This window comes from Treponema sp. R8-4-B8 (assembly GCF_054786175.1).
In genome coordinates, this window is record NZ_BDHE01000129.1 from 1 (window position 1) to 1007 (window position 1007).

General features: G+C 45.0%; 2 protein-coding genes. Both read right to left on the minus strand.

The features are described from left to right. A partial coding sequence (locus tag ACYVRA_RS07360; RefSeq protein ID WP_461252098.1) for a hypothetical protein occupies positions 1-468 on the minus strand: 468 nt, incomplete at its 3' end. Continuing rightward, a partial coding sequence (locus ACYVRA_RS07365) for a response regulator (protein ID WP_461252099.1) occupies positions 465-1007 on the minus strand: 543 nt, incomplete at its 5' end. The genes ACYVRA_RS07360 and ACYVRA_RS07365, both read right to left, overlap by 4 nt.

The window sequence follows — 1007 nt, forward strand, 5'->3', positions numbered from 1 at the left end:
GCGGCCGTCGGCTTCAAGGGCGGCTTTATACCAGGGGCGATCCATAGGCGAAAAATTTTCCGGCTGATTCCAGTCAATGCCGATAAGAAGAAACGGCCCGTCCGCAAGCGTTTCAATATAGCCGTAAGGCCCGTTTGAACTTAAAGTGTCCAGTTTCTTTGAAAGCAAATGATTTGATATGTACGCGTTATAAGCGCGTAACTCTGAGGCGTCAGTACCGCGTAAAATTAAATATTGTATTGATTGCGCGAATTCGTCCAGTATAGTGCGCGATTCCAGCAGTTCACTGTCAATTTGGGATTCCACGGAGTTAAGCACGCTTTCAACATGGCGTAACAGGTTGTCGCGCACGATTCTGCTGGTGAAGATAATGCTTAACACAACCATTAATAAAAACGCGAAAGAGGTAAACAGCAGTTGCACGTATAGGGGGCTTTTTGAAAAAATTCCCGGTATTTTAATCTTCATCTTTTTTCCACTCCCAAATATGAGTGGAGAATATTCATCACTTCCTCAAAATCCAACGGTTTGCCAATGTGGCCGTTCATGCCGGCGGCAAGACATTTTTCAATGTCCTCTTTAAATACGTTAGCGGTCATTGCGATTATTGGAACGGCCTTTGCCTTAGGATTATCCATTGACCGAATACGCTGCGTCGCTTCGTAGCCGTCCATTTTGGGCATTTGTATATCCATAAAAATTAATTCGTATTTATCGGGGGCTTCGGTAAACATGCGGACGGCTTCTACGCCGTTTTCAGCGCAGTCTATTTCCAACTTTGTCGGCTCAAATAAAGCTATTACAATTTCGCGGTTAATTTCTATGTCTTCAACCAGCAATACGCGCCGTCCTGCAAAAATGCCGTCAATGATTTCATCCTGCGATTTTTCCGTCTGCTGTTTTTCAACGCCGAGACATTCATTGATTATTTCTTCGATAGAGGAGGGGAACAGCGGCTTGGGAAGGAATTTATCAACGCCCGCCGCCTTTGCCTCTTCACTAATCGC